Origin of the sequence: Nonomuraea typhae (assembly GCF_009760925.1) — a bacterium.
GTDB classification, from domain to species: domain Bacteria; phylum Actinomycetota; class Actinomycetes; order Streptosporangiales; family Streptosporangiaceae; genus Nonomuraea; species Nonomuraea typhae.
Window position 1 is genome coordinate 643290 of sequence record NZ_VRLV01000002.1, and the last position, 25016, is coordinate 668305.

Sequence of the window (25016 nt, forward strand, 5' to 3'; positions counted from 1 at the left end):
CGGGGCCGGTAGCGTGGACGCCCGTGAAGGGATCAGCTATCAAGACGATGGCGCTCGCCGTACTGTCGGGCGCCCTGGTGGCCGGGACCGCGCTCCCGGCCACCGCCGAGCTCCGGCCCCGCGGGACGCTCAAGATCAGTATCAAGACCGACGGCGGCACCAAGACCGTCCGCCTGGCCTGTGACCCCGACGGCGGCACCCACCCCAAGCCCAAGGTGGCCTGCGACCTGCTCAGGAAGGTGAAGGGCAAGCCCGCCAGGCTGCGCAAGGACGACGTCATCTGCACCAAGGAGTACATGCCTCACAAGGTGCGCGTCGCGGGCACCTGGCGGGGCAGGAAGATCTTCTTCATGGGCACCTTCGACAACGCCTGCCTGATGAAGGCGGCGGGCGGCGCCCTCTACTCCTTCTGACCCTCCCTCTGAGCCAGCAGGCGTAGCGCCGTCCCGAACAGCTCCGGCGGGCACCGCTCCGGCGCCAGCGTGGCCAGCAGCCACATGCCGACGTCCAGGGCTTTCAGGACGGCGTCCGCCTGGTCGGCGGGCAAACTCGCCAGCAGGCTGCCGGGAGGCGCCAAGGGGTGCGGGTCCTGCGACCCCTCCTGCGGGAACATCAGCCGCACCAGTTCCTCGCGGGCCGAGGGGTGCCGGGTGGCGTGCACCATGAACTCCAGCACCACTCGGCCGTACCGCTCCTGCTCGCGCACGCTCTCGGCCCAATGGGCGCCGAACTCCGCCACCAGCCGCTCCGGGTCGGGCGGGCAGCCGAGCCGTTGCGCCTGAGCCTGCGCCTCCTGGCCCATCCGGTGCCGCATCACGGCCAGCACCAGGTCTTCCTTGCCGGCGAAGTTCGAATAAACCGCCCCTTTGGTGAGCCCCGCCTCGGCCGCCACCTCGTCCAGGGTCGCGCCCTGGATGCCGCGTTCGGCGAACACCACTTCTGCGGCTTCGAGCAGGTTGAGGCGGTTCTGCGCGCGCTGTTCCCGCCGGGTGAGCCGTTCCGTTGACATACCCATGAGTATATGGATACTGATCGGTATCCGAAAGAGGGGACCTCATGGACGATCTGCTCACGCACTCCCCCGGCACGCTCGCCCTCCTGCGCAACCGGCTCGACGAGGCGGTGGAACTGCTCACCCCGGCGGCCCGCGCGGGCGATCGGCAGGCGATGGAGGACCTGGCCGAAGCCGCCTACCGCCGCGACGACTTCGAGGAGTCCGCCCACTGGCACCGCCGCCTGGCGGAGATCACCGGGGCTCCCTGGCACGACCTCGCCGCACGCAAGCTCGGCCTGTTCCGCGGCCGCCCGCCGTACCGGATGGAACGGGCGGGCACGGCCGTCGTGCCGTTCGCGAGCACGGACCCGCTCCCGGTGATCACCGTGCGGCTGAACGACCGCGAGAGCGCGGCGTTCTTCCTGGACACCGGCGGCCACGAGGTGTACGTCGATCGGGCGCTGGCCGAGAGGGCGGGCGCGCAGGTCGCCGGTGCGCTCGAGCGCGGATATCCGGGCGGGCAGCGGGCGATGGAGGGGCAGGGTCGGCTGGAGTCGTTCGCGATGGGCGAGCTCGAGGTGCGCGACGTGCCGATCAGGACCCTCGACTTCGCCGGGGCCGTGATCGGCGGGCACCCGGTTCAGGGGGCGGTGGGGTCGGCGATCCTGCACCGTCACCTGAGCACGATCGACTATCCCTCGGGGCGGCTGATCCTGCGGGACAGAAGCGAGACCCTCGCCGGCGGGTACCCCTTCTGGCTGGCCGGGACGCACTACGCGCTCACCTGGGGCACGCTCAACCGGGAGCACCGGCTGCTGCTGTTCATCGACACCGGCGGCACCGGCGTGGGGCTGGTGCCCTCACCCGAGGTCATCGCGCGGGCCGGGATCAGGCTCGGCGACGACCTCGTCGAGGGCGGCAGGGACGGCGGCGGCGCGGTGCGGGCGGTCCCGTTCACGGTCGAGGAACTGACCGTGAACGGGACCACGGGCAAAGACCTGCCCGGCGTTCACTTCCCGGACGCGCCGGACTTCTTTCCCGAGGTCTCGCGCCGCTTCCCGCTCGGCGGCGCGGTCTCACACGCCTTCTTCCGCCCGTACGCGCTGACGCTCGACTTCACCGCGATGCGCCTGGAGCTACGGTGACCGCGAACACATGCACTGCCGCGTTATCTGGCAATGTCACCGCGATCACCCTTTTATTCGGATTTATCGTGGCTTGCTGGTAGAAAACGCGGTAATCGACTGACGGGAACTGGTTGGGGCCGCTCGCGGTGTTCTTGCCCTTGTGGGAGAAGGCCACCTTCGACCCGTACGCGGTGGGGTCGAGGCAGCACCAGTTGGCGAAGCCCAAGCTCGCCTGCCCGCTGGTCCCGTCCTCGTAGTGGACGGTCAGCGGCCCGGCGGCCGATCCGCTGGTCCCGGTCCCCAGGAACGCCAGCACGCCGCCCTGCCCGCGCACCGCGATGGTCTGCCCGGCCGCGGCCACGTTGTCCGGCCGCCCGGGGGCGGTGTCCGGCCAGGTGAAGGCGACGCCCTGGGCGGTGACGGCGGCCCCGGGCGTCAGCCCTGCGGCGGCCAGCCGCTGCCGGGAGAAGCTGGACCCGCCGCCGTCGAGGTTCCCCTTGGCGGTGTCGCCGTCGTCGCTGATGCCCACGTTGCCGAACGCCGCGGCCGGCGAGCCGTGGGGCACCGTGGCCGCCCTCGCCCCGGTGACCGTGCGCTCGCCGCCGCGCGCGGTGTAGGCGGCGGAGGCGATCAGCGTGACCGTCCCGGCCGTGGCACCCTGGGGAACGGTGACCGTCACCGCCCGCGTCACGCTCTCCCCGTCCCCGACGATCCGGGCCGCGGCGGGAGCCGGTTCCGGCCAGCCGCCGGGCACCCCGACCCCGAGCGAGACGTCCCTGACCGGCACCCCGGTCCGGTTGGTGAACGTGACCGGCACCTCGACGCGGCCCCCCGGTGACAGCAGGGGCGGGACCTGAGCCGTGACCTCCGCGTCGCCGTCACGGGGGAAGAGCCCGCCGACCACCCCGGCGCCGACCAGTTCGACCCGCGCCCCGGCCGAGGCCGCGACCGGCGGGATCCGGACGTGGGCCAGCGTCCCGTCCGCGTACCAGCCGTTCTTCCCCGCCTCATACTCCGCCTTGCCGACCTTGGCCAGGGGCCGCCCGCCGTACAGGACGAGGGCCGGGGCCCTGCCGGTGTGCACGTCCAGCTCGTACGGCCGGGCCGCCGGCTTGCCCGCGTACGACCCGGTGATGGGCCCGATGGTGACCGCGATGGTCCCCACGCCCCGGCCGGGGGCGCGCACGGTGAACTCCTGCCGGCCGGACTCGCCCGCGGCGAAGGCGCGCGTGCGCCCGTCGTCGGCGTACAGGCTGAAGGAGGACTCGCCCAGCGGGTAGACGTCCAGCGTCAGCGGGTCCTCCGGCCGGATCTCGCGGTGGTTGTTGATCCCCGCCCTGGCCATGGGCACGATCGCGCCCGCCCGCACGAACAGCGGCAGCCGCTCCAGCGGCGCGTGGTAGCCGTTCAGCGTGCGCGGCCCGTCGTAGGCGCGCCCGCTCCAGTAGTCCACCCAGCGCCCGGGCGGCAGGTAGATGCCGTCGCGCACCTCCCCTGCCGTGTACACCGGCGCCACCAGGAAGTCCCGCCCGGCCAGGAACTGGTCCTTGACCTGCCAGGTGCCCTCGTCCTGCGGATACTCCACGACCAGCGCCCGGTTCACCGGCGCCCCGGTCCGGTGCGCCTCGGCCGCGTAGGTGTAGAGGTAGGGCAGCAGCCGCTCGCGCAGCTTGAGGTAGGTGCGGCCACGTCCAGCTTGCGCACCCGGGCGCCCGCGGTCCTGACCTCGAACTCCTGGTCGGTCAGCGCCCGCTGGGTCCACAGGCCCATCTCGACGCCCTTGGCGCGCAACTTCTCCCCGGCCTGCGGCAGGTCGGTGTACTCGCAGCCGTAGCCGTCGTTGACCAGCATCCAGCCGCGCGGCATGTCGTGGTCGGCGTAGCCCTGGGCGACCTTCTCGGCCATCGGGGTGACCCATTTGTCGGGGTTCTTGCCGCCGGTGTAGGTCGGGCTGGAGTGGTTGTAGCAGACGGTCCTGCCGGTGTGGTTGAGGCGCCCGTTCTGCATGCCGCCGCCGAAGAACCGCTCCTTGGCGGCCGGGGCAGCACGGCCACGGCCAAGCCGGCTAACCAGCACAGGGATCTACGCATGCGCTTGCCTCCGGGGGTGAGAGAGTGTGCGCATTTCTGCGCACACAGTAAGCACCTCCGTCAAATTCCGGCAAGACTTATCAGGGCTTGACCCTCGGGGCCAGCCGTTGCATACGGCTGTGGCGGTAGCCGTACAGGAAGTAGAGCGCGGTGCCGATCACCATCCAGATCACGAAACGCAGCCACGTCTCCACCGGCAGGTTGAGCATCAGGTAGAGGCAGGCCAGCGCGGCCAGGATCGGCACGAGCGGGACCAGCGGCGTCCGGAAGGAACGCGGCAGGTCAGGGCGGGTCTTGCGCAGGATGATCACGCCGATCGAGACCACCACGAAGGCGAACAGCGTGCCGATGTTCACCAGCTCGGCCAGCGCGCCCAGCGAGATGAACCCGGCCAGCAACGCCGTCACCACGCCGATGATGACCGTCAGCCGGGCCGGCGTGCCGTACGTCGGGTGGACCTTCGACAGCGTGCGCGGCAGCAGCCCGTCGCGGCACATCGCGAACAACACCCGGCTCTGCCCCAGCATGAGGATCATGACCACCGTGGTCAGACCGGCGATGGCGCCGATGCTGATGAGCACCGCCGCCCAGTTCTGGCCGACCGCGGTGAAGGCGTCGGCCAGCGGCGCCTTCGTGCTCAGCTGGGTGTAGGGCTGCATGCCGACCACGACCAGCGAGACCGCGACGTACAGCAGGGTGCAGATCACCAGCGAGCCGATGATGCCGCGCGGCAGGTCACGCTGCGGCTCGACGGTCTCCTCCGCGGCCGTGGCCACGATGTCGAAGCCGATGAAGGCGAAGAAGACGATCGCGGCCGCCGAGAAGACGCCGATCACGCCGAAGGCCACCGGAGTGAGACCGAACACCACCTGGATGAGCGGCGCCTTCAGCCCCTCGACCGCCGGCGTGGAGATCGGGTCCGGGATGAACGGCGAGTAGTTGGCGGCGTTGACGAAGAACAACCCCGCCACGATGACCAGCAGGATCACCGCCACCTTGATCACCACGATGACCAGGTTCACCCGCGAGGACAGCTTGATCCCGGCCACCAGGATCGCGGTCAGGATGAGCACGATCACCATCGCCGGCACGTTGATCACCGGCGCCTCCCCGGCCATCCACTCCGGCAGCGTCAGGCCGATCGCCTGCATGAGCGAGGCGAAGTACCCCGACCAGCCGACCGCCACCACCGCCGCGGCCAGCGCCATCTCCAGCATCAGGTCCCAGCCGATCACCCACGCGGGGAACTCGCCCAGCGTCGCGAAGGAGAAGGTGTAGGCCGAGCCCGCCACCGGAATCGTCGAGGCGAACTCGGCGTAGCACAGCGCGGCCAGCCCGCACACGACGGCGGCCACGACGAACGACAGCGCCACCGCCGGACCGGCCGTCAGCTTGGCCACCTGACCGGTCAGCACGAAGATGCCGGTGCCGACGATCACGCCGATGCCGAAGACCGTCAGATCGATGGCGGTCAGGCGCTTTCTCAGCTGATGCTCAGGCTCCTCGGTGTCCCGGATCGACTGCTCGACACTCTTGGTGCGAAAGATATCCACGATCAGTCAGTGCCCGTTTAACCAGACGTCATTCCTGCGGTCAGGCCTCCTCCAAGTGGCCGCCGCCTCTCAGGGTCGGCTCCGGGTCCGCCCCCGATGACCTGCGGCTTCCCCGGGAGCAGGCTGGGGGCATGCTCACAGACCTGCTCGACGGCCTGGCCGGCCAGGACCTCGGCGTGGTCTGGCCGCTCATGCTGGCCTTTCTCACGCTCGACGCCTCCATCGGCGTCGGCCTGGTCATCCCCGGCGACGGCCTGCTGCTGGTGGCCGGGACCACCGCCGGCTCCCCGCCCGAAGCGCTCGCGCTGATCGCCGCCGGGGTGCTGGCGTGCTTCGCGGGCGCCTCCGGCGGCCACTGGCTCGGCCGGGCGTACGGCGGGCGGCTCCGGCACAGCCGCCTCGGCCGGCGGGTCGGCGAGGAACGCTGGGCCAGGGCGGAACAGCTCTTCGAGCGCAGCGGGTGGGCGCTGGCCCTGGCCTACTTCCTGCCGGTGGTGCACGCGCTGACCCCGGCGGTGGCCGGCGCGGTCGGCGTGCCGTACCGGAGGTTCATGCCGTGGGCGGTGCTCGGCTCGATCGCCTGGGTGAGCACCTACGTGAGCCTGGGCGCGCTGGCGGGCGGGGCGGTGCGCGAGCACGCCGGGCTGCTGCTGCCCGTGGCCGCCGCGGTGATCGTGGTGGTGCTGGCGATCACCGCGGCCGCTCGAAGAGCACTGGGCTCCGGGGCGGCTAGTTGCGGGCGGTCGGGCTTTCGATCGGGGTGCCGCGCTTCGCGACCGCCTCGGTGATCTCGCGGGCGAGATCCTGGCCGGTCAGGCCGATCTGGCCGAGGATCTTGGCGCGCTTGGCGTGGTCGAGGAAGCGCTGCGGGATGCCGTAGCCGCGCACGGGCACGTCCACGTCGGCCTCGCGCAGCAGCCGGGAGACCGCGTCGCCGACGCCGCCGACCTTGCCGTTGTCCTCGACGACGGCCACCAGCTTGCTCGCGGCCGCGACGGGTACCAGGGCCGGGTCGAGCGGCTTGACCCAGCGCGGGTCGACGACCGTGGCGGTGATGCCCTGGGCGTCGAGCAGCTTGGCGGCGTCCATGCACACGTGCGCCATCGGGCCGACGCCGACCAGCAGCACGTCGGGCTCGTCGGCCATGCGCAGGAGGTCCATCTCGCCCAGCCTGCCGACCGGCTCGATCGTCTCGGCCAGCGCGCCCTTGGGGTAGCGCAGCACGGTCGGGCCGTCGGTCACGGCGACGGCCTCGCGCAGCAGCTCGACCACGCGCTCGCCGTCGCGCGGCACCGCGATCCGCAGGCCGGGGACGACCTGCAGGATGGACAGGTCCCACATGCCGTTGTGGCTGGCGCCGTCGTCGCCCGTGACGCCCGCGCGGTCGAGCACCACGGTGACCGGCAGGTTGTGCAGGGCGACGTCCATCAGGAGCTGGTCGAAGCCGCGGTTGAGGAAGGTGGCGTAGACGGCGAAGACCGGGTGCATCCCGCCGAGCGCCAGCCCGGCGGCGCTGGTCAGGGCGTGCTGCTCGGCGATGCCGACGTCGTAGATGCGCTCGGGGTATGCCTCGGCGAAGGCGGCCAGGCCCACCGGATGGAGCATGGCGGCGGTGATGCCGACGACGTCGGCGCGCTCGCGGCCGAGCTTGACCATCTCGTCGCTGAACACGTCGGTCCAGATGCGGGGCTTCGGCTTCTCCAGGCCGGTCGACTTGTCGAAGGCGCCGGGGCCGTGCATCTGGTCCTCGTCGTGGTTCTCCGCCGGGGAGTAGCCGCGGCCCTTCTGCGTGAGGGCGTGCACGATGACCGGGCCGCCGAAGTCGCGGGCCTTGCGCAGCGCGGCCTCCATGGCCTGCTCGTCGTGGCCGTCGATGGGCCCGACGTACTTCAGGCCGAGGTCCTCGAACATCACCTGCGGGGCCAGGACGTCCTTGACGCCCTTCTTGATGCCGTGCAGGGCGTCGTAGAGGACGGGAACGTTCCCGATCTTGTCCTTGACGAACTCCAGCATGTCCTCGTAGCGGCGGTTGACGCGCAGCGAGGACAGGTGGGAGGCCAGCCCGCCGATCGTCGGCGAGTAGGAGCGGCCGTTGTCGTTGACCACGATGACGACCGGCAGGTCCTTGATCGCGGCGATGTTGTTGAGCGCCTCCCAGGCCATGCCGCCGGTCAGGGCGCCGTCGCCGATGACCGCCACGACCCTGCGCTCGTGTTCGCCCTTGAGCGTGAACGCCTTGCCGAGGCCGTCGGCGTAGGACAGCGCGGTGGAGGCGTGGGAGTTCTCCACGAAGTCGTGCTCGGACTCGGCCTGGCTCGGGTAGCCGGACAGGCCGCCTTCCTGCTTGAGCGCGTCGAAGCCGGCGAGCCGACCGGTGAGCAGCTTATGCACGTACGCCTGGTGGCCGGTGTCCCAGATGATCGGGTCGCTCGGGGAGTCGAAGACGCGGTGGATCGCGATCGTGAGCTCCACCACACCGAGGTTGGGTCCGAGGTGCCCGCCGAAGCGGGCGCACGAGTCGACGAGCAGGTCGCGGATCTCCCCCGCGAGCGCCGGCAACTGCGCCGCTCCGAGCCTCTTGACGTCGTCCGGTCCCTTGATTGAGCTCAGCAGCCCGCCCACGGAATCAGCCCCTCCTGCTCGTGCTCGCCACTGCGGAAGAGTCTAGTTCGTGGCCCAGGCGCTGACTGCATCGCGTCAAATCCCCCCACTTTTGTCCGATCTTGACCTAGTCTTTCCCTCACTATGAACACTCTCCCCAAGAGAACACTTACGTCACTCGCTGCCGCCGGTCTGGTGCTCGCCCTGTCGAGCGTGGGCACGGCGACCGCCGCGGCCAAGCCCGCGGCCGCCGCCCAGGGGGTCGCCGCCCAGGGTGCCACGCAGCAGGTGCGGCAGGCCGCCGCGCCGCGCGGCAAGGCCGCTGCGACGTCGAGCCCGCTGTACAGGACCGGGCGGCTGGCGAACTCGAACTGCGCCCCGGGCGACCTGCCGCGCGGCAGCACGGCCGCCTACAAGCGTTTCCTGGCGTATGTCACCAACTGCCTGAACCGCTCCTGGGCCAGCCAGTTCCGCAAGGCGGGCATGGCGTTCAGCAAGCCGCGCCTGCGCATCATCACCTCGAAGGTGCGCACGCCCTGTGGCCCGTGGGGCAAGGGCGCCACGGGCATCTACTGCGGCGTCAACCGCACGATGTACATGCTGATCACCAAGCAGGACCTGCGGAACCCGTACCCGGTGGGCATCAGCCGGCTGATGGCGCACGAGTACGGCCACCACGTCCAGCAGGTGTCGGGCATCCTCGACTACTCCTGGCAGGCGCGTAACCGCGCTGGCCAGTCGGCGCGGCTGCTGCTGTCGCGGCGGACCGAGCTGCAGGCCGAGTGCTTCTCGGCGATCTTCATGAGCACCGTCGCCGAGACGCTGCCGGTGCCGTCCGACCACTGGAACGCCACGGTCGACTGGTTCCGCAAGGAAGGCCACAAGGCCTGGGGCGTGAACGACCACGGCAAGGGCCCCACGCAGGCCGCCTGGATGACCAGGGGCTTCAACTCGGGCCAGGTGGGCACCTGCAACACCTGGTCGGTACACCCCCGCTACGTCACCTGACCGTAAGCTGACCGACATATCACGACAATTGCGGTCCGTGCCTTTCGCGGCACGGGCCGCAATGTGCTTTACCAACGGCAAAACTCCAAATAGGGTGCCTCCTCATGCGTACCCCCATTTTGGCGCTCATTTCCGGCGCCCTGGCGAGCGTGCTGTTCACCGGTGCCGCCCACGCCGCCGCGCCCACCTACGCACCGGTGCTGACCAACAACCCGATCTACAAGACGGGTGCGCTTGAGCTGAAGGAATGCGACGAGCAGCCGGTCACGACGGGCAATCTCGACGACGCCCGCGTTTACCTCGAGTTCCTGCTGGACTGCCTCAACGAGTCGTGGAGCCGGCAGCTGGCCAAGAAGAACATCCCCTTCAGCAAGCCGGGCTTCGAGGTCATCGCCAAACCGGGCGCGCGCACCGCCTGCGGCCGCTTCCCCGAGGCCGCGCAGGCCATCTACTGCACGAAGAACAAGAAGATCACCTTCCTGCTCGACGAGGGCATCCTGGAGGAGTCGTTCGAGCTGTTCCTGATGCAGGTCCTCGCCCACGAGTACGGTCACCACATCCAGCAGCTCACCGGCATGCTCAAGGTGGTCGACACCGTCAAGGGCAAGAGCAAGAACCGCATCTTCGACGAGAGCCGCCGCGTCGAGCTGCAGGCCGAGTGCATGTCCGGCGCGTTCATCGGCTCGGTCTGGAACTCCCTGGGCCGCCGCGAGTTCGACTTCAAGTACGTGGTGAAGGTCGCCGAGGCCGGCTACGACTACAAGTCCCACGGCAAGGCCAAGAACATCGGCTGGTGGCTCAAGCACGGCTTCGACGCCGAGTCGCCGGCGGCCTGCAACACCTGGACGGCGGCAAAATCCCGCGTCGCCTAACCGGAACACCATGTACTGGTCTAGGATCCGCGATCGTGCGTATTCCCCTTATCGCAGCATCTGTATGCATGACCGCGGGTCTTGCCCTTTCTGGTACGGCTAGCGCCGCCACCGCCCGGCCGGCATCCGCCGCGATGCCCGCCGTACTGACCCAGAACAAGATCTACCGCTCCGGCACCCCGTCGCCGCAGTCGTGCGCGGTCCCGGAGATCAACCGGGGGAACACCGCCTCTCTGAAGGCTTTCCACATGGCCATGGCCCGGTGTGCCAACCGGTTCTGGGCCACGCGTTTCAAGGCCGCCGGGCTGGCGTACTCGGCGCCGAAGGTGCAGATCACGACCGGCAGCCGATCGGTGTGCGGGCGGATCACCACCAACGGCGCGCAGTACTGCCCGCAGCAGCGCACGGTCGTGATCCGGATCATGAAGCGGGATCTCACCGACCCGTTCCGCATGAACGTCGCGCATTCGGTGGCGCACGAGTGGGGACACCACGTCCAGCAGCTCACCGGCATCCTGGACGCCCAGAACACCATGTACTGGCGAGCCACGGGCTCCGGGCGCACGATCCTCAGCCACCGCCTGGAGATGCAGGCGGAGTGCTTCGCCGGCACCTTCTACAGCGCCGCCCTGGACTCCATCAACCCGGGCATCACCTGGGACGAATGGCTGAATTCGGTCACCAGGGCCGGGGAGAGCAAGACGCACGGCAAACCCGCGAACCTCGCCTACTGGCAGAACCGCGGATACAGCGGGGCCTCGGCCAGGTTCTGCAACACGTGGTCGGCGCCGAAGCCCCGCGTTTTGTGAATGTTTAGCGTTTATCAACCCCCGCAGAAGACACTCACGGCATGAAGTTCCCCTTTTATGCAGTGATCTCCGTGGTGCTGGCCGGCCTTGTCATCGTCGGCGGCACCGGTACCGCCTCCGCCTTTCCGATCAAGGGCTCCGGCCTGACCAAGAACAAGCTGTACCGCAGCGGCCCCCTGGCGCCGAGCGCGTGCGCGGAGAAGCCGATCTCCCCGGGGAACGTCGCCGAGGCCAAGGCGTACGTGAGCACGATCCACGCCTGTCTCAACCGGGCCTGGGCGGACCACTTCGCCAAGGCCGGGCTGCGCTTCGGCCGGCCGTCCCTCTCCTTCGTCACCAAGACGGGCAGCCGCTTCTGCGGCGAGAAGTGGGAGGACCAGGCCGGCACCTACTGCAACAAAACCAAGCGCTACGCCATCAACCTCGGCAAGGAGATGATCGAGGACGCCAGTGACCTGTTCCTGATGGAGACGATCGGCCACGAGTACGGGCACCACCTGCAGAACATCACCGGCATCCAGCGCGGCTACGTCTACGAGCCGTACCGGAACAAGAAGGAGGAGCTGGAGCAGTCGCGCCGGTACGAGCTGCAGGCCGAGTGCCTGTCGGGCGTCTTCATGGGCAGCATCTGGGAGTCGCTCGACCGCACCGAGGAGGACTGGGCCTACCTCATGGAGATCGTCCAGGACTCCGGCGACGAGAACACCAAGCTCAAGGACCACGGCAAGGGGCGGAACCAGCGTTACTGGCTGAGCAAGGGCTTCACCGCCGGCAACCCGTCGGCCTGCAACACCTGGACCGTCCCCGTCTCGCTGGTCGCCTAGGACGTCACCTCGCGCACAGCGCGCGGTCGATCAGTTCGGCGGCGAGCTTCTCCTGCTTCATCGCCCGCTCGTCGCCGATCTGCGTGGTCATCACGACCACCGCGCTGCGCCTGCCGTCGGCGCTCACGCCGGTGCGCGTCTTGAAGCCGTAGTCGTCGCCGCCGTGGTTCCAGTAGGCGCCGCCGCACGACAGCGGGCGCGAGCTGATGCCGAGCCCGTAGCGCGACCCCGGCCACGTATCCTCCCAGGCGGGCACGCCCTTCTTCATCTCCGCGAGCTGCGCGGCCGGAACCAGCTCGCCGCCCAGCAGCGCGCGGAGGAAGCGGCCGACGTCGCCGGTGGTCGAGATGAGCCCGCCCGCGGCGTCGCCGTCGAACTTGTCGGTGAGGTCCACCGGGGCGGCGGGCGGCAGCAGAAGGTAGCCGCGGGCGTGCGGCTTGGGCACCTGGTTCGAGCGCCCCGCCCACAGCGTACGGCCGAGCCCCAGCGGCCGGCTGATGCGCGCGGAGACCTCCTTGTGCCAGGCGCGCCCGGTGACCTTCTCGATGACCATGCTGAGGAGCAGGTAGCCGGTGTTGTTGTAACGCCACTTGGCGCCCGGCTCGGACAACGGCTTCTCCTTGACCGCCTTGGCGACGATCTCCGCCTCGGTGAAGCGGTCGAAGCGGTGCGCCAGGATGTCCTCGATCGAGCCGTAGCCGGGATAGGCGTCGTACAGGCCGCTGGTGTGCTGCAGCAGCATCCGCACGGTGATCTTGCCGCCGTCGTTGCCGTTGCCCTGGACGACGCCCGGCAGGATCTCCTCGACGGTGTCGTCCAGGGAGATCTTGCCTTCGGCCACCAGTTGCAGCACGACCGTGGCCACGAACGTCTTGGTGGTGCTGGCGATGCGGGCGTAGCCGTTGGCCGGGACCGGCTTCCTCGTCCCGTACTTGGCGGTGCCCGCGGTCGCGACGAGGTTCCGGCCGCCGCCGGTGACGACGCGGGCCTGGACGCCGACGACGCCGAGGTCCTTGAGGGCGGTGACGTCCTTGTGCAGGTCGGCCTGGCTGTATGCGGGCTTGACCGCCGCCTCCGCGGGAACGGCGGCGGCGGTCAGGATGATCGCGGAGAGGAGGGCTGCTCGATAGGCGTTGCGCATGACCTTCACGCTAGGGACGCGATCGGCCCTTCTGATCCGTCTTGAGCCCGGTCTTCGCCTGCGTCCCCCGGATGACCCCGGCGCCGCTCAGGCAACTTTGGATGCGGCCCACGCGGCGATGGCGGCGGCGATGGCCTCCGGCTGGTCCTCGGCGGCGTGGTGGCCGGCCGGGCCGAGGTGCACGATCTCCAGGGCGGCGATGGCGTCCGCGCACCACTCGGCCACCGCGGGCGTGATGACCAGCGTCGGCGAGGAGTCGAAGGTCAGCAGCAGCTTGGGCACCTCCGGGCTGGCCTTGAGCCAGGCGCCGAAGCGGGTGAGCGCCTCGGCCACGTCGGCGGGCTCGCCGTCCAGCGGCAGCGACCTGGCCCATTGCAGCACCGGGCGGCGGCTCTCGCGGGTCGGGAACGGGGCCAGGTACGGCGCCATCTCCCCGGCGCTCAGCGGGTTGAGCACGCCGCCGGTGTAGGCGGTCTCGATGAAGAACGTGCGGTCGAGCACGAGTTCCTCGCCCTTCTCCGAGCGCATCGTCTCGGCCCGGGCGCGCGGGGCCTGCCCGAGTTCGCTCCACGCCATCGGGCGCACGATCGTCTCGAAGAACGCCACGCCGCGCACCCGCTCCGGGTGCCGGGCGGCCCAGTCGAAGGCCAGCGTGCCGCCCCAGTCGTGGCCGACCAGCACCACGTCGTCAAGGCCGAGCGCGTCGAACCACGCCTCCAGGTAGCGGGCGTGGTCGGCGAAGGTGTAGCCGATCTCCGGCTTGCCCGAGCGGCCCATGCCGATCAGGTCGGGGGCCAGCAGCCGCCCCTCGCCCACGCCGGGCAGGATCTTGCGCCACATGTGGGAGGAGGCCGGGTTGCCGTGCAGGAAGACGTACGGCGTGCCGCTGCCGCTGTCCTCGTAGTACAGGGTCGAGTCAAGGACGTCGATGACGGGCATGGGAGGTCCGCGCAGGCCGACCGGGTGGTGACCGCGGGGCTGGCCGCGGCCGAGGCCGGCAAATGGCACTACGCGACGCTGGTCGCCCTCGACGACGGCGGGCCGGCCAGCCAGGCCGAGCTCAGCCGCCGGACCGGGATCTACCGCAGCGACATGGTCGCCGTCCTCAACGCGCTGGCCGGGCGCGGGCTCGTCGAGCGGGCCGCCGACCCGGCCGACCGCCGCCGCAACGTCATCACGCTCACCCCGTCCGGCCGCGCCTTCCTGGCCCGCCTCGACCTGCTCGTCACCGAGCTCCAGGACGAGGCGCTCGCCCCCCTCGCCCCGGCCGAACGCGAGCAGCTCGCCGGATTGCTGCGCCGCCTGGTCGAGCGCTAACCGCCGGCGCGCGCCAGCGTCTCCAGGGGGTCGGCCAGCACGTGCGCGAACGCCAGCTCGGCCGCCCCCACCAGCGTCGCGTCGTCGGCCAGCGCCGAGGTGCGCAGCCTGAGCTTCTCCCGCTGCGGCGCCAGCGCGTTGAGCGCCAGCCTGCTGCGGACCTGCGCCGCCGAGCCCAGATAGACCTCGCGCAGCATGCCGCCGAAGACGACCATCTCCGGGTTGAACAGGTTGACCAGGTTGGCCACGGCCACCCCCAGCCAGTCGCCGACCTGCCGCAGCGCCTCCTGCGCCACGATGTCCCCCCGGTCGGCGGCGTCCACGACCGCGCGCACCGCGTCACGCCCCTGGTGGCCCTCCTCCGGGTGGCGGCCCGCCGCCTCCAGCAGGGCCCGCTCCCCCACCTCGGCCTCCAGGCACCCGCGCGCGCCACACGCGCACACGCGCCCCTGCGGGTTGACCGCCATGTGGCCGACCTCGCCGCCGTACCCGTCGTGGCCGCCGAGCAGGTGCCCGCCGGCGATGATCCCGCCGCCGACGCCCACGTCGCCGTGCAGGTAGACCAGGTCACGCACGCCGACGCCGACGCCCCTGCTGTGCTCGGCGAGCGCCGCCAGGTTCGCGTCGTTGCCCACGCTCACCGGTAAACCGAACGCCAGCCGCTTGCCCAGCGCCTCACCGAACGGCGCCTCGTCGGCGTGCAGGTTGGGGCCGAACCTGATCACGCCGTCGCTCTTGCGCACCCCGCCGGACACGGCCGCGCCCGCCCCGACGCAGACCGCGTCCTGGCGGACCTTGCGCCGCATCTGGCGGGCCGCGGTGGCCAGCTCGCCGGTCAGCTCCGGCAGGTCGAACGGGCCGCGCCGCCGTACCGACTCCCGTCTGTCGAGAATCACCCCGCCCAGCCCGACGCGGGCGACGGCCAGCCGGTCGGGGCCCACGTCGAAGGCGAAGACGTACACGCGCGCCGACTCAGGACGCACCACGAGCGAGGGGCGGCCCGCGCGGCCGGTCTCGCGCGGCAGCTCCTCGCGCACCAGACCGGCGGCGGTCAGGTCGGAGGTGAGCGCCATGATCGTGCTGCGGTTCAGGCCCATGCGCGAGGTCAGCTCGGCACGCGAGAGCGGCCCGCCCAGGTGGACATGGCGCAGCAGCGTGCCGAGGTTGTGCCGCCTGATGTCCTCCTGGGATGGCCCCGCCCGCATCACCTCAGACCCGCTGCGGCCGCCCGCCTGCGCGCCAGCGCGTCGACGCCCGCGGCCAGCAAGAGGACAGATCCGGTGACCAGGTATTTCACGCTGGCACCGTACTGCATCAGGCCCATGCCGTTTTCGATGACCGCCACGACGGCCCCGCCGAGCACCGCGTCGAGCACCCGGCCCTTGCCGCCGAACAGGCTCGTCCCGCCGATCACCGCAGCTCCGACGGCGTACAGCAGCACGGTGCTGCCGCCGGTGTTCGGATCGACGGAGTTCGCGCGTGAGGCGGCGACGATGCCGCCGACCGCCGCCATCGACGAGCAGACGACGAAGGCGAGGATCTTGATCCGGTCCACGTCGATGCCGGCCCGGCGGGCCGCCTCCGCGTTCCCGCCGACCGCGTAGACGTGCCGCCCGAAGGGGGTACGGCGCAGCACGAACGTCCACACGACCAGCAGGACGAGGATGACCGGCACCACGATCGGCACGCCGGTGAGCGAGATCGTCAGCGGGTTGCGGCTGCGCTCCAGGTTGAGCACGTAGACGGCGAGCCCGGCGAGGACCGCCAGCGTGACCACCCGGGCGGCGATCAGCGACAGCGGATCGGCCACCAGGCCGCGGCCGCGCCGCCGGCGGGCCCGCATCAGCTGGACGCCCGCGTAGATCAGCACGCTCCCGGCGTACAGCGCCCAGCCGAGGGCGGGCGTCATGTTCTTCGTGGCGACGGCGACGATGACCGGGTCGTTGATCGAGATGTTCGTGCCCTCGTCCAGCATGATCAGCACGAGGCCCTGGAAGGCGAGGAACGCGGCGAGCGTGACCACGAACGACGGGATGCCCACCTTGGCCACCAGCGAGCCGAGGACCAGCCCGATGACCGAGCCGGCGAGGATCGCCGTCACCACCGCCACGTACCACGGCTGGCCCAGATCGGTGAGCGTCACCGCCAGCACCGCCGCGCAGACCCCGCTGGCGAAGCCGGCCGACAGGTCGATCTCGCCGAGCAGCAGCACGAAGACCAGGCCCATGGCGATCAGCGTGACCGCGGCGCCCTGCGTGAACAGGTTGGCGAAGTTGATGGCCGACAGGAACGACGTCGGGCGGGCGACGGCGAAGGCCGTGCACAGCACGACCAGCCCGACGACCGCCGGCAACGCGCCCATGTCACCGCCGCGCACCCGCTCCCCGTAGGCGCGGGCGCTGTGCCCGATCGACGGCGCCTGCGCCGCCGCGACGACGGCCTCGTCGTCCTGCACGAGCTTGCTCATGGCACGATCCCCAGCTCTCCGCTCCGTCCGGCGGTGATCAGCTCGACGACCTGCGCGTGCGTCACGTCGGCGGTGCGGACCTGGGCCGCCATCCTGCCGAGATAGAGCGCCGCGATGCGGTCGGAGACGGCGAACACGTCGTTCATGTTGTGCGAGATGAGCACCACCGCCAGGCCCTGGTCCGCCAGCCTGCGCACCAGCTCCAGCACCTGGGCGGTCTGGGCCACGCCGAGCGCGGCCGTGGGCTCGTCGAGGATGACCACGCGGGAGTTCCACAGCACCGCCTTGGCGATGGCCACGGTCTGCCGCTGGCCGCCGGACAGGCTGGAGACCTGCTGCCGGATGGACTTGACCGTGCGCACCGACAGGCCCGACAGCGTGCGCGCGGCCATCTCCTCCATCGTGTCCTCGTCCAGCACCAGCCCGCTGCGGCGTTCGCGGCCGAGGAACATGTTCTGGACGATGTCGAGGTTGTCGCAGAGCGCGAGATCCTGGTACACGATCTCGATGCCCAGCTCGCCGGCGTCACGCGGCCCGGAGATCTGGACCTCGCGGCCGTCGGAGAAGATCTGGCCCGCGTCGATGGGATGGATCCCGCCGACGCACTTGACCAGGGTGGACTTGCCGGCGCCGTTGTCACCGACCAGCGCGGTGACCTCACCCGCGTAGGCGGAGAAGGCGACGTCGTGCAGGACTTGGACGGGGCCGAAACTCTTGTCGACGCCGCGTACTTCGAGAAGGGGGATCGTCATGGGGCTCCCTCTGAGGGCGGGGTACGGCAGGCGGTGGCCCGCCGTACCCCAGGGGTCAGCTGATTCCGGCTTCCTTGCACTTGGCGGCGTACTCGCCGGTGCACAGCTCCTCCTTGCTCACGTACCCGTCGGCCACGACGTCCTTGACGGTGTCGAAGGTGATGGCCTGCGGGTCGAGCAGTTCGGCCGGGACGTCCTTACCTGTCTGGGAGTCCTTGACCGAGCCGCCGGCCGTGGGCTTCTCCCCCTTGGCCAGCGCGACCGCGAGCTTGGCGGCGGCGTCGGCCTCCTTCTTGACGGCCTTGTAGACGGTCATGCACTGGTCGCCGGCCAGGATGTTCTGCAGCCCCTGCACGGTGGCGTCCTGGCCGGTGACCGGGACCTTGCCGTTGAGGTTGTTCTTCTTCAGCACGGTGATCGCGGCGTTGCCCAGCCCGTCGTTGGCGGCCAGCACGCCCGCGATCTTCGGCTCACTGGTCAGCATCTGCTCGAACAGCGTGGCCGCCTTGGCGTTGTCCCATTCGGGCACCGACTCCTCCGGGCCCTTCACGAACTCGCCGCCGTCGAACTTCGGCTTGAGGACGCCGTCGTACCCGTCCTTGAACAACGTCGCGTTGTTGTCGGTCGGCGAGCCGTTGAGGTAGGCGACGATGGGCTTGCCGGCCTTCTTCTCCGCCAGGCACTTCGTCAGGCCCTCGCCCTGCAGGGTGCCGACCTTGGTGTTGTCGAAGCTGACGTAGTAGGCGGCGTTGCCGCCGAGCGTGAGCCGGTCGTAGTCGATCGTGGGCACACCCTGCGCCCTGGCCTTGTCGATGACGGTCTTGCCGGTGCCGCTGTCCAGGTTGACGATCATCAGCACGGTGGCGCCGTTGGTGATCATCTGGTCGGCGATGGTCTGGAAGGCGTTCTTGTCGTTCTGGGCGTTCTGGATGTCGTACGGGACACCGGCGGCCGTGAACGCCTCCTCCAGGTACTTGCGGTCGGCCGTCTCCCAGCGGGCCGACGACTTGCTGTCCGGCAGGATGACACCGACCTTGCCCGGCTTGCCGGCGGCTCCGGTGGGGCCGGCGGCGCCGTCCGTGGCGGTCGTGGCGCCGGTGGTCGTGCCGCTTTGACCCCCGCAGGCGGCCAGACCCAGGACAAGCGCGGCTGCGCCCAGGATCCACGTGCGCATTTGGCAGACCTCCCTGAATGTTGTTTGCGGCAACGTATTCCGCGCGGGAGCTCTTGTGAAGGGGCGCGCGGGTGGGAGTTTGTTGTTCCACATAACAATCCTGAAACACGTGGGCGGGCGCAGGCAGGCAGCGTCTCGTCCAGGTCATGTCCCCGCAAGCTCACGCGGCACTTCACATCAATCCCGGCAATTCGGTTGCTGTCGCGATGGACGCGCTGTCCAATGGCGTAGATCTCTGGTCTACGCGCACGAAGGAGCCGCCCATGACCCGGGAGCAAGTGGAAACGGCCTTACGCCGCGTCGAGCAACTCACCGACCAGGCCAGACCCGCCCTTGACCGCGCGGCCGGCCTCATGGCTCAAGGCGTCTGGACCGGGCCGGCCGCCCAGCGCTTCGCCGGCGAACTGGCCGCCCAGCGCCAAGCCCTCAGCGGCGGGTGCGCCGCCGCGGTGGAGGAACTCCGGGCGCTCCTGGCCCGCACGCCGCCGGACAGCCCAGGCTGACCGTGGGCCAGGTGGAGGGCATGGCCCCCGACGGTGTCCGCAGCCTGAAGGACACACTTCGCCAGGCCGAAGCCTCGCTGGAGGACATCGGCGAGGAACTGTGGAACATCCTGCGCGGCGCCTGGTTGCCGACCGCCTCGGCCGACGCCATCCGCCGGACGGCTGCCTGGGCCGGAGCACAAGGCCCCGAGATCAACAGGCGCCTGCTCATCCTGGAACGCATGGAACTGGCCCGGCCGGAGCTGTTCGGCGCGGGCAAGCCGCCCATCTCCGTCGATGAATCCCTGCTCGCCCCCGGAGCGGTCCTGCCCACGTCCGGCGACTTCTGGGACCGCGTCGGCCAGCGCGCGCAGGCCACCTTCGACCCGAACCTGAACTCGGGCGACCCGGTGACGGAGAACGTCAAGGGCGCCGTGGAAAGCGTCGCCGGGCTCGGGAAGATGGTCGTCGACTTCTCCCCCGCCCGGGCGGTCGTCGACTTCATGGGCTGGCAACGCAGCATGGACGATCTCGGCACGTCCCTGGTCACCGCCGTGCAGAACCCCGCCGCGTTCGCCAAGGCGGCGCTGGACTGGGACACCTGGGCCACCAATCCCCAGCGGGCGTTCGGCCGCCTCATCCCGGACCTTGTGGCAGCTATCACCACCGCCGGCACCAGCAGCGGAGCCTCAGCCACCACCCGCGCCGCGGGAGCACTGGGCAGGGCCGCCAAGAACGTGATCCGCCCCGGCCCGTCGAAAAGCCCGCATCATTTGGACGACGCCTTACGGCACACCAGCAATGCAGAGGGGCGCGCGTGGGCTCGGGACAACATGCCCCTTCCGGACCTCACCGCGAAGGAACTGCGCGCACTGGAGTCCTACGGCGGCAACGGCTACCAGCGGATCAACTCCGGCCTGCGGGCCAAGGCCGTCGATCCCGGCGTCGTCTGGTCTCCCGACGTCGCCGCCGAGATCGCCGCGATGGACCGGGCACTCGCCAAATCTCAGCTGCCATCCGACGTGGTCCTGCACAGAGGCGTGGGCAAAGGGTTCCTGGAGGCGGTGGGGGTCGACATCGAGTCGCCCGCGCACATGGAAGCGCTGGAAGGCGCCGTCATCACCGAACCGGGATACCTGAGCACCAGCGTGGGGCGGAGAGCCGGGTTCGACGGGGATGTCCGCGTGCTGCTCAGAGTCCCCAAGGGCTACGACGCCTTGAACATGTACCCATCACCAAGCTGCCCGCCGAACGCGAGATCCTCCTGCCGCGCGGCACACCCTACTTTGTGCGCGGTGTGTACCGTAAAGACGGCCAGTGGTACATGGAAGCGGACGTCGTGCCGAAGGGCTGGACCAAGCCGCCCGACTGGAACGCCCTACCGTCCATGGACGCCGACGCCGGGTGGAAGGGTTCGTACGATGACTGACTCCCCGAATCCCCGTTTCTACGATTACGTCACCCCTATTTCCGTCTCAAGAAGCGACTCCTACGGCTTCAAGACCACCGGCCCGGTACGGCAGGCCGCCGTCCACGACCGCGACGGACGGCTACTCGGGCACGTGTGGACCGACGACCGTAAAGCCGCGGGCTTCACGCGCATCGAGGATCCCGAGCCGGACATGGCGCCGGCGGGCGTGCGCATACGCCTCATTCTCGCCGACGCCTACAAGGCGGGAGTTCCCGCGAGCGACGTACTGGATCCCGCCCTGTACGCACCAGAGTTCGAGCTGCGCCGCGACGGCTAGCACAGCAAGGGGATCAATCGTCCTAGGAACGCTTCCGTGCCCTTGAATTTGGCCGGTATCGCGCCGCTCACGGTGTAAATGGTTCTCCGACCCCGCCCCTTGGGATAGGCCCCGGTGCGCTGGTATTCGGCCATCTCCGCGGCGCTCTCCCCGTAGCGGGTCCGGTTGTATCGGTCTCGTTCTTGTGGGGAGAGGTTCTCCTCGTAGACGTCGTTCCGCTCCGTCGCCGGCACTTGCTGCTCCTTGGTCACCGCGCGTGGTTGCGGAGCGTTGAGGCTGGCGGCGATATTAACGGTATCAGTATTGCATAGTTGCTCAATGAGGCAATATCGGCCACCTGGAATATGGCAGAAATATAGAAATGCGGAGCGTGCAATTCCGCATACGGCATGAGTCTTTCTGGATGAATTGTCAGACCATGATCAACGGGCGGGATTCATGTCGCCTACCATGTGGCCCATGGACGACCGCTTAGCCATCGCCGACCGCCTCGCCACCTACGCCTATGCCATCGACGGCGGCGCCTGGGACCTGCTCGACGAGGTTTTCACGCCTGAGGCCCTGCTCGACTACACCTCGGCCGGCGGGATCAAAGGGACGTTCCCCGAGGTCAAGGCATGGCTGGCGGAGGTGCTTCCCCAGTGGCCCGGGCGGCTGCATCTGATCGGGGCTTGCCGGGTTGCCGTGCGGGGGGATCTGGCCGAGGTGTCGGCGTCGTTCAGCGACACGCTCTCGCCCAGCCGGGAGCTTGTCGCGGCCCGGGGAGTCCTGCAGGGCGGTGGCTGGTATCACCACCAGATGGTCCGGACCGAGGCCGGATGGCGGAGCGTGGAGCTGGTTGAGGAGCAGACCTGGCGGGCTATTTACTGAAATATCCCACTCCCCTGTCCTAGGTCCGGAGTGTTACGGTTGGCCGGTGCCGTACCGGATGAGGGGTTAGATGTTTGGGATTGTCCGGCCGTGCCGGCACGGCATGTGCGGGGGGATGTTCAAGGACTGGCTGGGGCATCTTTGCGGCCTCTGCGTTGCGCTGCGCGACGAACATGGGCAGGCCGCCCGTCTTGCCACCAACTACGATGCCCTGCTCGTATCCGTGCTTACCGAGGCTCAGACCGCCTCGCCTCCCCGCCGGCGCACGGCGGCGCCCTGCGCGCTGCGCGGGTTCAGGACCGCCGACATCGTCCAGTCGGAAGGGGTACGGCTGGCCGCCACCGTCTCCCTCATCCTGGCCGCCGGGAAACTCCGCGACCACATCGCCGACGGCGACGGGCCCTACCGGCGGCGGCCGGTAGCCGTGACCGCCGGGCGGCTGGCTCGCCGCTGGTCCGCCCGCGCCACCGCCTCCGCCTCGGCCCTCGCCTTCGACCCGGCCCCGCTGACCGGCGCGGCGGCGGCTCAGCTCGCGTTAGAGCGCTCCACCGCCGTTCTGAGCCCCGAGTCTCACTCCGGTACTGCGCGACTTGAGCCCTCCTCTGGCACTGCCCGCCTTGAGTCTCCCTCTGGCACTGCCCGCCCTGAGTCTCCCTTCGGTGCTGCGCGTCCTGAGTCTCCCACTGGCACTGCGCGTCCTGAGTCTCCCTTCGGTGCTGCGCGCCTCGGGCGCTCCTCCGCCGCCGTGCGTCCCGGGGCCTCCGGTAGCGCCAGCTCGGGTGCTGCCGGCCTTGCCCTCCTCACCGCGCCGACCGAGGACGCCGTGGCCGCGGCGTTCGCCCACACCGCGGTGCTGGCGGGGCGGCCCGGGAACCGGGAGCCGCTGGAGCGGGCCGGGCGGTCGTTCGGGCGGCTTGCCCACCTTCTCGATGCCGTCGAGGACCTCGACGACGACCGGCGGCGCGGCGCCTACAACCCGCTGCTGGCCACCGGCGCATCCCTGTCCGTCGCCCGCGAGCACTGCGACCGGGCGCAGTCAGAACTCCGCGCCGCCTTCGCCGACCTGGACCTTTCCCGCCCCGACCTGGCCGGGGCGCTGCTGGTGAAGGAGACCTCCCGGGCCGTCAACCGGGCCTTCACCGTCACGGCGGGCCGGTCCTCCGGTGCGCCCTCCCCTGAGGCTCCGGCGCCCGGCCCGCCGTCGCCCGGCGAGCCCGGCTCGCCGTCCCACCACGAACCCCATCAAACCAGCGGGCTGTTCTCGCTGGCCTGTGCCGCCTTCTCCTGCTGCACCTGCGGCCTGTACGAGCCACCGGCCGAGGACGGTGAGTCCCGCTGCGGCCGGTGCAGGGACTGCGGCGACGCCTGCTGTCAGGGGTGTGACTGCTGCTCGAACTGCAGCGACTGCGACTGCTGCTCGGGCTGCGACTGCTGCCCCTCGTGATCGCGGCTCCGAAGTGCCCGCCCAGCCTCCAGAGTGCCCGCGGCTCCAGAGTGCCCTGCCGCTCCCGACTGCCCTGCCGCTCCAGAGTGCCCTGCGGCTTCAGAGTGGCCCCAGCGGCCCGCCGTACCCCCCGGAAGTCAGCCCAAGAGGCTCTGGCCGATCAGTACCAGTGCCGAGACTGCCGCCACGATCAGGATGGCCGCCCGGACCTTGCCGCCGTCCAGGTAGCGCCGCAGCGGTCCGGAGACCACGAAACCGGCGATCATCGGCACCAGCAACGCCGCCCCCACCCCCAGGGACCTGGCCGGGAGCCGGTCCACGAAGGCCAGGATAATCAGCGACTGGCCGGCGCTGAGGACGAAGAACATGGCCAGTGTCGCCCGGATCTGCGGGCCTTTGGCGTTCTGGTACACCAGGCCCATGGGCGGGCCGCCGATGCCGGTGGCGGTGCCCGTGATGCCGGAGATGAAGCCGGCGGCGGTGAGGGTCGCGCCGTTGCGCGGGATGCTGATCGCCCGGGCGGTCAGGCCGACCGCGATCAGCACCATGACGCCCACGAAGACGCCGAGGGTCTGGACGGAGACGAAGACGACGACGTACGCGCCGATGAAACTGCCCGGCAGACGGCCGAGGATCGCGAAGCCCAGGCCGCGCCAGTCCACTTTGCGCCATTCGGCGGCGAGGGTGAACAGCGGCAGCGTGAAGTTGACCACCTGGATGGCGCCCGGCATGACGCCCGGGTCGAGGAGCGTGACCACGGGGGCCGCGATCAGCCCCATTCCGAACCCGACGCCTCCTTGCACAATCGCGCCGATGAAGACCGCCAATCCACTCACGATCAGGACAAGGGGGAGATCGTTCATAGCGGAGAGTCAACCATCCGGCCTTTCACTCCTTACACGGTGGTCCTGACAGCGCGTCAGGACCACGCCCCCGACCATGCCCGTGGCCCTAGGATCCGTCTGCGTGCCCCTCATCAAGACCGCCGCCGCGCTCTCGGCCCTCGCCGTCGTCGCCACGCCACTGAAGATCAGCCCGGCCCCCCGTGATCCGTGGGCGGGATCCGGGACGTTGCCCGCCCAGTCCTGCCGGGAGCCCGCGCTGATCTCCGGTGGGGTGGCGCGCCCTCAGGAGTACCTCCGCGCAATGGTGAAATGTCTGGACAAGGCGTGGAACGGCCACTTCGCCAAAGCCCGGAAGCCGTTCAGCAAACCCAAGGTCGTCTACTTCGACGCCCCCCAGGACCGGATCTGCGGCCTGCCCTGGCCGGAAGGCATCGCCGCCTTCTACTGCACCGCCCGCCGTACTCTCGTCTTCCCGCTGACCGGCGACTGGATCGAAGGCCGCACCGACCTGTTGCCGCTGAAGGTCGCCGCCCACGAGTACGGGCACCACCTGCAGACGCTGACCGGGATCCGCGCCGCCTACGAGCGCGGCCGGGCCACCGCCGAACGCGGGCGCCGCTACGAGCTGCAGGCCGACTGCCTGTCCGGGGTCTTCCTGGGCGCCGCCTGGAAGTCGTTGCCCAGGGCCGCGAAGGATTGGGCCGCGCTCCTGGAAACGGTGAAGGCCAGCGGCGACGACACCTACCGCACCCACGGGACCGGCGCCAGCCGCGTGTACTGGCTGACCCGCGGCTACACCACCGCCAAGCCCGCCTCGTGCGACACCTGGTCGGCACCGGCCTCCCGGGTGTCATGAAAAAGCACGAAAAATCGCGATAAATCGTGTCAACACGACGGC

Annotated in this window: 26 protein-coding genes; 13 read left to right on the plus strand and 13 right to left on the minus strand. The window is 70.1% G+C overall.

Translation table 11 applies throughout. The features are described from left to right. Window positions 1–23: 23 nt before the first annotated feature. Complete coding sequence (locus FVE25_RS09485; protein ID WP_157246043.1) at window positions 24–413, plus strand: SSI family serine proteinase inhibitor; 390 nt, start codon at window positions 24–26, stop codon at window positions 411–413. Here the strand turns inward: FVE25_RS09485 and FVE25_RS54345 are convergent. Then, the gene (locus FVE25_RS54345; RefSeq protein ID WP_219825404.1) at window positions 401–1009 is read right to left on the minus strand and encodes a TetR/AcrR family transcriptional regulator; all 609 of its coding nucleotides are present in this window, start codon (window positions 1007–1009) and stop codon (window positions 401–403) included. The two genes, FVE25_RS09485 and FVE25_RS54345, sit on opposite strands and share 13 nt — an antisense overlap. A 47-nt stretch (window positions 1010–1056) precedes the next feature. Between FVE25_RS54345 and FVE25_RS09495 the strand changes: the two genes are divergently transcribed. Next, the gene (locus FVE25_RS09495) at window positions 1057–2139 is read left to right on the plus strand and encodes a retropepsin-like aspartic protease (RefSeq protein ID WP_157246044.1); all 1083 of its coding nucleotides are present in this window, start codon (window positions 1057–1059) and stop codon (window positions 2137–2139) included. Here the strand turns inward: FVE25_RS09495 and FVE25_RS09500 are convergent. The 3 genes from FVE25_RS09500 to FVE25_RS09505 form a co-directional block, all read right to left on the minus strand. After that, window positions 2111–3724 (minus strand): DUF5110 domain-containing protein, encoded by a 1614-nt coding sequence (locus FVE25_RS09500; RefSeq protein ID WP_343046133.1) that lies wholly within the window; start codon window positions 3722–3724, stop codon window positions 2111–2113. The two genes, FVE25_RS09495 and FVE25_RS09500, sit on opposite strands and share 29 nt — an antisense overlap. Beyond that, window positions 3721–4197: a hypothetical protein gene (locus FVE25_RS55030; RefSeq protein ID WP_246266836.1), complete on the minus strand. Its 477-nt coding sequence runs from the start codon at window positions 4195–4197 to the stop codon at window positions 3721–3723. Before FVE25_RS55030 ends, FVE25_RS09500 begins: the two co-directional genes overlap by 4 nt. 94 nt (window positions 4198–4291) lie before the next feature. Next, a complete protein-coding gene (locus tag FVE25_RS09505) occupies window positions 4292–5764 on the minus strand; it encodes an amino acid permease (RefSeq protein WP_281367834.1) in 1473 nt (490 codons plus the stop codon). A 131-nt stretch (window positions 5765–5895) separates the two neighbouring features. On the opposite strand from FVE25_RS09505, the gene FVE25_RS09510 reads away from it, so the two are divergent. Beyond that, a complete protein-coding gene (locus FVE25_RS09510; protein WP_157246046.1) occupies window positions 5896–6552 on the plus strand; it encodes a DedA family protein in 657 nt (218 codons plus the stop codon). Here the strand turns inward: FVE25_RS09510 and dxs are convergent. Then, window positions 6494–8386, minus strand: a complete 1893-nt coding sequence (gene dxs, locus FVE25_RS09515) for a 1-deoxy-D-xylulose-5-phosphate synthase (protein WP_246266838.1) — start codon at window positions 8384–8386, stop codon at window positions 6494–6496. The genes FVE25_RS09510 and dxs overlap by 59 nt on opposite strands. A gap of 192 nt (window positions 8387–8578) precedes the next feature. Between dxs and FVE25_RS09520 the strand changes: the two genes are divergently transcribed. The 4 genes from FVE25_RS09520 (at window position 8579) to FVE25_RS09535 (ending at window position 11878) form a co-directional block, all read left to right on the plus strand. After that, the gene (locus FVE25_RS09520) at window positions 8579–9373 is read left to right on the plus strand and encodes a neutral zinc metallopeptidase (protein ID WP_246266840.1); all 795 of its coding nucleotides are present in this window, start codon (window positions 8579–8581) and stop codon (window positions 9371–9373) included. Window positions 9374–9477: 104 nt separating this feature from the next. Beyond that, window positions 9478–10245: a neutral zinc metallopeptidase gene (locus FVE25_RS09525; RefSeq protein ID WP_157246048.1), complete on the plus strand. Its 768-nt coding sequence runs from the start codon at window positions 9478–9480 to the stop codon at window positions 10243–10245. A 68-nt stretch (window positions 10246–10313) separates the two neighbouring features. Then, window positions 10314–11054, plus strand: coding sequence for a neutral zinc metallopeptidase (locus FVE25_RS09530; protein WP_157246049.1), 741 nt, complete (start codon window positions 10314–10316; stop codon window positions 11052–11054). Window positions 11055–11095: 41 nt separating this feature from the next. After that, on the plus strand, window positions 11096–11878 hold the full coding sequence (locus FVE25_RS09535) for a neutral zinc metallopeptidase (protein WP_157246050.1): 783 nt from the start codon (window positions 11096–11098) through the stop codon (window positions 11876–11878). 4 nt (window positions 11879–11882) lie between these two features. Here the strand turns inward: FVE25_RS09535 and FVE25_RS09540 are convergent, their stop codons facing one another. Further along, a complete protein-coding gene (locus FVE25_RS09540) occupies window positions 11883–13019 on the minus strand; it encodes a serine hydrolase domain-containing protein (protein WP_157246051.1) in 1137 nt (378 codons plus the stop codon). 87 nt (window positions 13020–13106) lie between these two features. Continuing rightward, complete coding sequence (locus FVE25_RS09545) at window positions 13107–13958, minus strand: haloalkane dehalogenase (RefSeq protein ID WP_157246052.1); 852 nt, start codon at window positions 13956–13958, stop codon at window positions 13107–13109. A gap of 27 nt (window positions 13959–13985) precedes the next feature. On the opposite strand from FVE25_RS09545, the gene FVE25_RS09550 reads away from it, so the two are divergent. Next, the gene (locus FVE25_RS09550; protein ID WP_246266842.1) at window positions 13986–14336 is read left to right on the plus strand and encodes a MarR family winged helix-turn-helix transcriptional regulator; all 351 of its coding nucleotides are present in this window, start codon (window positions 13986–13988) and stop codon (window positions 14334–14336) included. Here FVE25_RS09550 and FVE25_RS09555 read toward each other — a convergent pair. Genes FVE25_RS09555 through FVE25_RS09570 form a run of 4 tightly spaced genes read right to left on the minus strand, consistent with a single transcriptional unit; the run spans window position 14333 to window position 18729 of the window. Then, on the minus strand, window positions 14333–15541 hold the full coding sequence (locus FVE25_RS09555; protein WP_157246054.1) for an ROK family transcriptional regulator: 1209 nt from the start codon (window positions 15539–15541) through the stop codon (window positions 14333–14335). The genes FVE25_RS09550 and FVE25_RS09555 overlap by 4 nt on opposite strands. Next, window positions 15541–16803 carry a sugar ABC transporter permease gene (locus tag FVE25_RS09560; protein ID WP_157246055.1) on the minus strand — a complete coding sequence of 421 codons (1263 nt, stop codon included), beginning with the start codon at window positions 16801–16803 and terminating at the stop codon, window positions 15541–15543. The genes FVE25_RS09555 and FVE25_RS09560 overlap by 1 nt, the downstream gene beginning before the upstream one ends. Next, entirely contained in the window at window positions 16800–17555 is a 756-nt protein-coding gene (locus FVE25_RS09565; protein WP_157246056.1) for an ATP-binding cassette domain-containing protein, read from the minus strand. The genes FVE25_RS09560 and FVE25_RS09565 overlap by 4 nt, the downstream gene beginning before the upstream one ends. A 55-nt stretch (window positions 17556–17610) precedes the next feature. Further along, the gene (locus FVE25_RS09570; RefSeq protein WP_157246057.1) at window positions 17611–18729 is read right to left on the minus strand and encodes a sugar ABC transporter substrate-binding protein; all 1119 of its coding nucleotides are present in this window, start codon (window positions 18727–18729) and stop codon (window positions 17611–17613) included. A gap of 263 nt (window positions 18730–18992) precedes the next feature. Between FVE25_RS09570 and FVE25_RS09575 the strand changes: the two genes are divergently transcribed. Together FVE25_RS09575 and FVE25_RS09580 are read left to right on the plus strand one after the other, a co-directional pair. Next, entirely contained in the window at window positions 18993–19232 is a 240-nt protein-coding gene (locus FVE25_RS09575; RefSeq protein ID WP_157246058.1) for a hypothetical protein, read from the plus strand. Window positions 19233–19252: 20 nt separating this feature from the next. After that, complete coding sequence (locus FVE25_RS09580) at window positions 19253–20959, plus strand: ADP-ribosyltransferase (RefSeq protein WP_157246059.1); 1707 nt, start codon at window positions 19253–19255, stop codon at window positions 20957–20959. Here the strand turns inward: FVE25_RS09580 and FVE25_RS09585 are convergent. Then, a complete protein-coding gene (locus FVE25_RS09585) occupies window positions 20956–21210 on the minus strand; it encodes a hypothetical protein (RefSeq protein WP_157246060.1) in 255 nt (84 codons plus the stop codon). The genes FVE25_RS09580 and FVE25_RS09585 overlap by 4 nt on opposite strands. A gap of 208 nt (window positions 21211–21418) precedes the next feature. Here FVE25_RS09585 and FVE25_RS09590 point away from each other — a divergent pair, with 208 nt between their 5' ends. Together FVE25_RS09590 and FVE25_RS53755 are read left to right on the plus strand one after the other, a co-directional pair. Next, window positions 21419–21829 carry a nuclear transport factor 2 family protein gene (locus tag FVE25_RS09590; RefSeq protein ID WP_219825406.1) on the plus strand — a complete coding sequence of 137 codons (411 nt, stop codon included), beginning with the start codon at window positions 21419–21421 and terminating at the stop codon, window positions 21827–21829. Window positions 21830–21899: 70 nt separating this feature from the next. Next, window positions 21900–23273 (plus strand): DUF5685 family protein, encoded by a 1374-nt coding sequence (locus FVE25_RS53755; protein WP_219825407.1) that lies wholly within the window; start codon window positions 21900–21902, stop codon window positions 23271–23273. A 137-nt stretch (window positions 23274–23410) separates the two neighbouring features. On the opposite strand, the gene FVE25_RS09600 is transcribed toward FVE25_RS53755, so the two are convergent. Further along, window positions 23411–24136, minus strand: a complete 726-nt coding sequence (locus FVE25_RS09600; protein WP_157246061.1) for a sulfite exporter TauE/SafE family protein — start codon at window positions 24134–24136, stop codon at window positions 23411–23413. 103 nt (window positions 24137–24239) lie between these two features. Between FVE25_RS09600 and FVE25_RS09605 the strand changes: the two genes are divergently transcribed. Beyond that, the gene (locus FVE25_RS09605; protein ID WP_246266846.1) at window positions 24240–24974 is read left to right on the plus strand and encodes a neutral zinc metallopeptidase; all 735 of its coding nucleotides are present in this window, start codon (window positions 24240–24242) and stop codon (window positions 24972–24974) included. Window positions 24975–25016: the final 42 nt, after the last annotated feature.

Excerpts from the sequence above, each read along its gene's own strand:
- FVE25_RS54345 (WP_219825404.1), bottom strand. The coding sequence starts at position 1,009 with ATGTCAACGGAACGGCTCACCCGGCGGGAACAGCGCGCGCAGAACCGC.
- FVE25_RS09495 (WP_157246044.1), top strand. The coding sequence starts at position 1,057 with ATGGACGATCTGCTCACGCACTCCCCCGGCACGCTCGCCCTCCTGCGC.
- FVE25_RS09510 (WP_157246046.1), top strand. The coding sequence starts at position 5,896 with ATGCTCACAGACCTGCTCGACGGCCTGGCCGGCCAGGACCTCGGCGTG.
- FVE25_RS09525 (WP_157246048.1), top strand. The coding sequence starts at position 9,478 with ATGCGTACCCCCATTTTGGCGCTCATTTCCGGCGCCCTGGCGAGCGTG.
- FVE25_RS09530 (WP_157246049.1), top strand. The coding sequence starts at position 10,314 with ATGACCGCGGGTCTTGCCCTTTCTGGTACGGCTAGCGCCGCCACCGCC.
- FVE25_RS09535 (WP_157246050.1), top strand. The coding sequence starts at position 11,096 with ATGAAGTTCCCCTTTTATGCAGTGATCTCCGTGGTGCTGGCCGGCCTT.
- FVE25_RS09540 (WP_157246051.1), bottom strand. The coding sequence starts at position 13,019 with ATGCGCAACGCCTATCGAGCAGCCCTCCTCTCCGCGATCATCCTGACC.
- FVE25_RS09545 (WP_157246052.1), bottom strand. The coding sequence starts at position 13,958 with ATGCCCGTCATCGACGTCCTTGACTCGACCCTGTACTACGAGGACAGC.
- FVE25_RS09555 (WP_157246054.1), bottom strand. The coding sequence starts at position 15,541 with ATGCGGGCGGGGCCATCCCAGGAGGACATCAGGCGGCACAACCTCGGC.
- FVE25_RS09560 (WP_157246055.1), bottom strand. The coding sequence starts at position 16,803 with ATGAGCAAGCTCGTGCAGGACGACGAGGCCGTCGTCGCGGCGGCGCAG.
- FVE25_RS09565 (WP_157246056.1), bottom strand. The coding sequence starts at position 17,555 with ATGACGATCCCCCTTCTCGAAGTACGCGGCGTCGACAAGAGTTTCGGC.
- FVE25_RS09570 (WP_157246057.1), bottom strand. The coding sequence starts at position 18,729 with ATGCGCACGTGGATCCTGGGCGCAGCCGCGCTTGTCCTGGGTCTGGCC.
- FVE25_RS09575 (WP_157246058.1), top strand. The coding sequence starts at position 18,993 with ATGACCCGGGAGCAAGTGGAAACGGCCTTACGCCGCGTCGAGCAACTC.
- FVE25_RS09580 (WP_157246059.1), top strand. The coding sequence starts at position 19,253 with ATGGCCCCCGACGGTGTCCGCAGCCTGAAGGACACACTTCGCCAGGCC.
- FVE25_RS09590 (WP_219825406.1), top strand. The coding sequence starts at position 21,419 with ATGGACGACCGCTTAGCCATCGCCGACCGCCTCGCCACCTACGCCTAT.
- FVE25_RS53755 (WP_219825407.1), top strand. The coding sequence starts at position 21,900 with ATGTTTGGGATTGTCCGGCCGTGCCGGCACGGCATGTGCGGGGGGATG.
- FVE25_RS09600 (WP_157246061.1), bottom strand. The coding sequence starts at position 24,136 with ATGAACGATCTCCCCCTTGTCCTGATCGTGAGTGGATTGGCGGTCTTC.